The following is a 5383-nucleotide window of genomic DNA, read 5'->3' as shown; positions in this document are numbered from 1 at the left end:
GCAAGGTCCGCGGCCACCGCCGCTCCATGCGGAGGCGGGGCGGCGTTCGCGGCAGCCGCCGCTCCTGCGGGGCGGCGGGCCGGGCTTACATCGTCGGCGCGCTGCTGCGGATCAGGTGGTCGAAGGCCGACAGCGAGGCCTTGGCGCCTTCGCCCATGGCGATGATGATCTGCTTGTACGGCACCGTGGTGCAGTCGCCGGCGGAGAAGATGCCCGGGACCGAGGTCTGGCCCTTGGCGTCGACGATCACCTCGCCGAAGCGCGACAGCTCGACCGTGCCCTTGAGGAAATCGGTGTTGGGCAGCAGGCCGATCTGCACGAAGATGCCCTCGAGCTCGACGCGATGTTCGGCGTTCGTGTTGCGGTCCTTGTACACCAGGCCATCGACCTTCTCGGTGCCGGTGACCCGGGTGGTCTGCGCGCTCTTGATCACCGCTACGTTGGGCAGGCTGTAGAGCTTCTTCTGCAGCACCGCGTCGGCACGCAGATCGTCGGCGAACTCGAGCAGGGTCACGTGGGCGACCACGCCGGCGAGGTCGATCGCGGCCTCGACGCCGGAGTTGCCGCCGCCGATCACCGCCACGCGCTTGCCCTTGAACAGCGGACCGTCGCAGTGCGGGCAGTAGGCCACGCCCTTGCCGCGGAACTCCTTCTCGCCGGGCACGTTCATCTCGCGCCAGCGCGCGCCGGTGGCGACGATCACGGTCTTGGCCTTGAGGCTGGCGCCGTTCTCCATCCTCACCTCGTGCAGGTTCTCGCCCGGCACCACGCCGGCAACGCGCTGCAGGTTCATGACGTCGACCTCGTATTCCTTGACGTGCTCCTCCAGGCTGGCGACCAGCTTGGGACCTTCGGTGTACTTCACCGAGATGAAGTTCTCGATCGCCATGGTGTCCATGACCTGGCCGCCGAAGCGCTCGGCCACCACGCCGGTGCGGATGCCCTTGCGGGCGGCGTAGATCGCCGCCGCCGCGCCGGCCGGGCCGCCGCCCACGACGAGCACGTCGAAGGCCGGCTTCTCGGAGAGCTTCTTCGCGTCGCGCGCTGCGGCGCCGGTGTCGACCTTGGCGAGGATCTGGCCGAGCTCGAGGCGCCCCTGGTCGAACTCCTCGCCGTTCAGGTACACCGTCGGCACCGCCATGATCTGGCGCTCCTCGACCTCCTTCTGGAACAGCGCGCCGTCGATCATGGTGTGGCGGATCTTCGGGTTCAGCACCGCCATCAGGTTGAGCGCCTGCACCACGTCCGGGCAGTTGTGGCAGGACAACGAGATGTAGGTCTCGAAGTTGAGCTCGACGTCGAGGTTCTTGATCTGCTCGATCACGTCGGCCTCGACCTTGGGCGGGTAGCCGCCGGCCTGCAGCAGGGCGAGGATCAGCGAGGTGAACTCGTGGCCCATGGGCAGGCCGGCGAAGCGCACGCGCGCCTCGCCGCCGCGCGGGCCGACCGAGAAGGAGGGCTTGCGTTCATCGTCGTCGCGACGCTCGACCAGGGTGATCAGCTTCGACTGCTCGGCGACGTCGTGCAGCAGCTCGAGCAGCTCCTTCGACTTCGGACCATCATCCAGCGACGCCACGATCTCGATCGGCTGCGTCACCCGCTCCAGGTAGGCTTTCAGTTGAGTCTTGATGTTGGCGTCCAGCATGATGGTCACTCCCTTTCTGTTTTGCGACCGCCGCTGTTTACGGCAGTCCGGATGCGACGCAGCCGGCGCGTGGCCGGCTGCGGTGCTTGCGCCCCGGGACCGCGGTGGCCCGGGGGGATGTGCAGCAGTAGCTTAGATCTTGCCGACCAGGTCGATCGACGGGGCCAGCGTGGCTTCGCCTTCCTTCCACTTCGCCGGGCACACTTCGTTCGGGTGCGAGGCGACGTACTGCGCGGCCTTGAGCTTGCGAACGGTCTCGGTGACGTCACGGGCGATGGCGTTGTCGTGCACTTCCATCGTCTTGATGACGCCGTCCGGGTCGATCACGAAGGTGCCGCGCAGGGCCAGGCCGGCTTCCTCGATATGCACGCCGAAGGCGCGGGTCAGCTGGTGGGTGGGGTCGCCGACGAGCGGGAACCTGGCCTTGCCGACGGCCGGCGAGGTCTCGTGCCAGACCTTGTGCGAGAAGTGGGTGTCGGTGGTGACGATGTACACCTCGGCGCCAGCCTTCTGGAACTCGGCGTAGTGCTCGGCCGCGTCCTCGATCTCGGTCGGGCAGTTGAAGGTGAAGGCGGCCGGCATGAAGATCACCACGGACCACTTGCCCTTCATGCTCTCGTCGGAGACTTCGACGAACTTGCCGTTGAGGAAGGCCTGGGCTTTGAACGGTTGAACCTGGGTGTTGATCAGCGACATCTGTAATCCTCCGGAAGGGTTGTTTGAACGGTGTTGCGAAACTCGATGGAGCAAAGTTTAGACCCGTTCCTTGAATTGCTCTAATTGATTATCGAGATCCAGGCGATTGGAAATCCCTATCGGATCCCGATTGGCGGAAGCGGTTGCCGATCACGCTGCGACTGCCCCGACGGGTGCGGGCCGGTGAAACGCGCGACGACCCAGTGTAGCTGGGGCCGGATGACGAAAATTCAAGCCCCGGCGAGATGTCGCCGCACCGAGATCGCCGCGCCCAGCCAGCCGAGGAAGGCCGCGAAGGCGACGATCGCCAGGCTGGCCTCGAGGTCGGGCCCGCTCAGCGCGAAGACCGCGCCGTAGGTCTCGGCCAGCCGCGCCACCGGGGCGGCGAGCGCCTCGACCCCGAGCGCCATGGTGCCCAAGGCCACCAGGCCGCCGAGCGCGCCCTGCAGGCTGCCGAACCAGTAGAAGGGGCGGCGGATGAAGGGGTCGGTGGCGCCGAGCAGCCGGCTCACCGCGATCTCCTGGCGCTGGGTGAGGATCTGCAGGCGGATGGTGTTGAAGGTGACCACCACCAGCGCGAAGCCGAGCAGGCCGGCGAGCATCAGCACCGCCGAGCGCCCGAGGGCGAGCAGCGCGTGCAGGCGCTCGACCCAGGCCGAGTCGAGCTGCACGTGCGCGACCTTGGGCCAGGTGCGCATGCGCTCGGCCATGCGCTCGAACAGCGCGGGGTCCTCGCGCCGCGGCGCGAGCACGAAGGCGTCCGGCAGCGGGTTGGCCTTGAGCCCGCCGAGCACGTCGCCCAGGCCGGCAGCCTCGAGCTGGCGCAGGCCCTCGTCGCGCGGCACGAAGCGGTAGCTGGCGAGCTCGTTCTCGCCCTTCAGGCGCTGCTCGATCGCGGCGACGTCGGCCGCGCCGGCGTCCATGGCGAGGAACAGGCTGATCTCGGGCGTGCCGGAGACCCCGCGCGCCAGCGAGCCGACGTTGTCGAGCAGCAGGTAGCCGCCGCCCGGCAGCGACAGCGCGATGCCGACCACCAGCGCCGACAGCAGGGTACCGAGCGGCTGCGCCACCAGTCGGCGCAGGGCGTGGCCGAGCGCGCGCAGGTGCAGGTAGAACCAGTTGATCATGCCGCGGCCTCCTGCGCCGGCCGTCCGCCCGGGCGCGAATCCTCCACCAGCAGCCCCTTGGCCAGCACCAGCCGGCGCGGCCGGCTGGCGGCGAACAGGCTGGCGTCGTGGGTGGACACGAGCACGGTGACCCCGGCCTGGTTGAAGGAGCGGAACAGCGCCGCGATGTCGGCGGCGTAGGCGGGGTCGAGGTGGGCGGTGGGCTCGTCGGCGATCAGGATCGACGGCCGGTTGACGATCGCGCGCGCGATCGCCACGCGCTGCTGCTCGCCGCCCGACAGGCCCGCCGGCATCTCCTTGCCGCGACCGTCGAGACCGACGCGCTCGAGCGCCGCCGCCACCCGCTTCGCGGCATCGGCGGCGGGATGGCTGGTGATCACCAGCGGCAGCATCACGTTGTCGTAGACGTTGCGGTCGAACAGCAGGCGGCTCTCCTGCAGCACCAGGCCGAGGTTGCGGCGCAGGTAGGGGATGGCCGTCTTCGGCAGGTGCGAGACGTCCTGGCCGTTGATCAGCACGCGACCGGCGGTGGGGCGCTCGATCACCGGGATGAGCTTGAACAGCGTGCTCTTGCCCGCGCCGGAATGGCCGGAGAGCACGACCAGCTCGCCGTGGCGGATCTCGAAGCTGACGCCCGCCAGCGCCGTGTAGCCACCCGCATAGCGCTTGGCCACGTCCTCGAAGACGATCATCTGCGCGCTTCCGCTCCTGCCTTGACCGCGCCGGCGCCCGGCTCGAACAACGCATCGACGAACTCGCGCGCCTTGAAGGGCTGCAGGTCGTCGATGCCCTCGCCGACGCCGATGAAGCGCAGCGGCTTCGGGCACTGGCGCGCGATCGCCGCCAGCACGCCGCCCTTGGCGGTGCCGTCGAGCTTGGTCACCACCAGGCCGGTGACGCCGATCGCCTTGTCGAAGGCCTTCACCTGCGCGAGCGCGTTCTGGCCGATGTTGGCGTCGAGCACCAGCAGCACCTCGTGCGGACCGCTCGGGTCGGCCTTGGCGATCACCCGGCGCACCTTGGCGATCTCTTCCATGAGGTGGAGCTGGGTGGGCAGGCGGCCGGCGGTGTCGGCGAGCACGACGTCGATCTTGCGCGCCCGCGCGGCGTTGATGGCGTCGAAGATCACCGCCGCGGCGTCGCCGCTGTCCTGCGCCACCACGGTGACGTTGTTGCGCTCGCCCCAGGTCATCAGCTGCTCGCGCGCGGCGGCGCGGAAGGTGTCGCCGGCGGCCAGCAGCACGCTCTTGCCGTGGGCCTGGAAGTATTTCGCCAGCTTGCCGATCGAGGTCGTCTTTCCGGAACCGTTGACGCCCGCGATCATGATGATGAAGGGGCGATGGCCGGCGACGTCGAGCGGCGCCTCGAGCGGGGCGATGATCTCGTGCAGGCCGTCGGCGAGCGCCTTCTGCAGCTGGTCGGCGGTCTCCAGGCGGTCGCGCTTCCAGCGCCGGCGCAGGTCGTCGATGAGGTGCTGGGTGGCGTCGACGCCGCAGTCGGCCATCAGCAGGGTGGACTCGAGCTCCTCGAGCAGGTCCTCGTCGATCTTGCGCAGCCCGAACAGGCTCGCCAGCCCGCCGCCGATCTGGCTGCGGGTGCGCGCGAGCCCGGCCTTGAGGCGCTCGGTCCACGACTTCTTCGCGACCGCGGCGGCGGCCGGCCGCTGCGGCTCGGGTTCGGCTTCGGGCTCGAGTTCCGCTTCCGATTGGCCCTCGGCTTCGGTCTCGGCTTCCGATCGGACCTCGGCCGCTCCAGCGGCCTCGGCGACGAGCTCGGTCGTCGGCTCGGGCTCCGGCTCCAGCGCTGCCACACGCGCCTGAACGGGCTCGATCGCGGCGAGCGGCTCGCTCGCGGGTTCGCGGCGCGGCTCGGGCTCGGCTTCCCGCAGCGACTCGGCCGCCTGCGCGGGCGCCTG

At 69.5% G+C, this 5383-nt stretch carries 5 protein-coding genes; all 5 read right to left on the bottom strand.

What is annotated here, in order from left to right; translation table 11 throughout:
- Nucleotides 1-85: 85 nt before the first annotated feature.
- Nucleotides 86-1645, bottom strand: coding sequence for an alkyl hydroperoxide reductase subunit F (gene ahpF, locus C667_RS19855; RefSeq protein ID WP_004378689.1), 1560 nt, complete (start codon nucleotides 1643-1645; stop codon nucleotides 86-88).
- Nucleotides 1646-1777: 132 nt separating this feature from the next.
- Nucleotides 1778-2341, bottom strand: coding sequence for an alkyl hydroperoxide reductase subunit C (gene ahpC, locus C667_RS19850; protein WP_004378687.1), 564 nt, complete (start codon nucleotides 2339-2341; stop codon nucleotides 1778-1780).
- A 230-nt stretch (nucleotides 2342-2571) separates the two neighbouring features.
- Nucleotides 2572-3468 (bottom strand): permease-like cell division protein FtsX, encoded by an 897-nt coding sequence (ftsX, locus tag C667_RS19845; RefSeq protein WP_004378685.1) that lies wholly within the window; start codon nucleotides 3466-3468, stop codon nucleotides 2572-2574.
- Nucleotides 3465-4160, bottom strand: a complete 696-nt coding sequence (locus C667_RS19840) for a cell division ATP-binding protein FtsE (RefSeq protein ID WP_004378682.1) — start codon at nucleotides 4158-4160, stop codon at nucleotides 3465-3467. The genes ftsX and C667_RS19840 overlap by 4 nt, the downstream gene beginning before the upstream one ends.
- Nucleotides 4157-5356: a signal recognition particle-docking protein FtsY gene (gene ftsY, locus C667_RS19835; protein WP_370701721.1), complete on the bottom strand. Its 1200-nt coding sequence runs from the start codon at nucleotides 5354-5356 to the stop codon at nucleotides 4157-4159. Before ftsY ends, C667_RS19840 begins: the two co-directional genes overlap by 4 nt.
- Nucleotides 5357-5383 lie beyond the last annotated feature (27 nt).

The sequence above is a fragment of the Thauera phenylacetica B4P genome, assembly GCF_000310225.1.
GTDB classification, from domain to species: Bacteria; Pseudomonadota; Gammaproteobacteria; order Burkholderiales; family Rhodocyclaceae; genus Thauera; species Thauera phenylacetica.
Note: the sequence above shows the minus strand (reverse complement) of the source record. Positions and strands in the feature narration are given on the sequence as shown.

Excerpts from the sequence above, each read along its gene's own strand:
- ahpF (WP_004378689.1), bottom strand. The coding sequence starts at position 1,645 with ATGCTGGACGCCAACATCAAGACTCAACTGAAAGCCTACCTGGAGCGG.
- ahpC (WP_004378687.1), bottom strand. The coding sequence starts at position 2,341 with ATGTCGCTGATCAACACCCAGGTTCAACCGTTCAAAGCCCAGGCCTTC.
- ftsX (WP_004378685.1), bottom strand. The coding sequence starts at position 3,468 with ATGATCAACTGGTTCTACCTGCACCTGCGCGCGCTCGGCCACGCCCTG.
- C667_RS19840 (WP_004378682.1), bottom strand. The coding sequence starts at position 4,160 with ATGATCGTCTTCGAGGACGTGGCCAAGCGCTATGCGGGTGGCTACACG.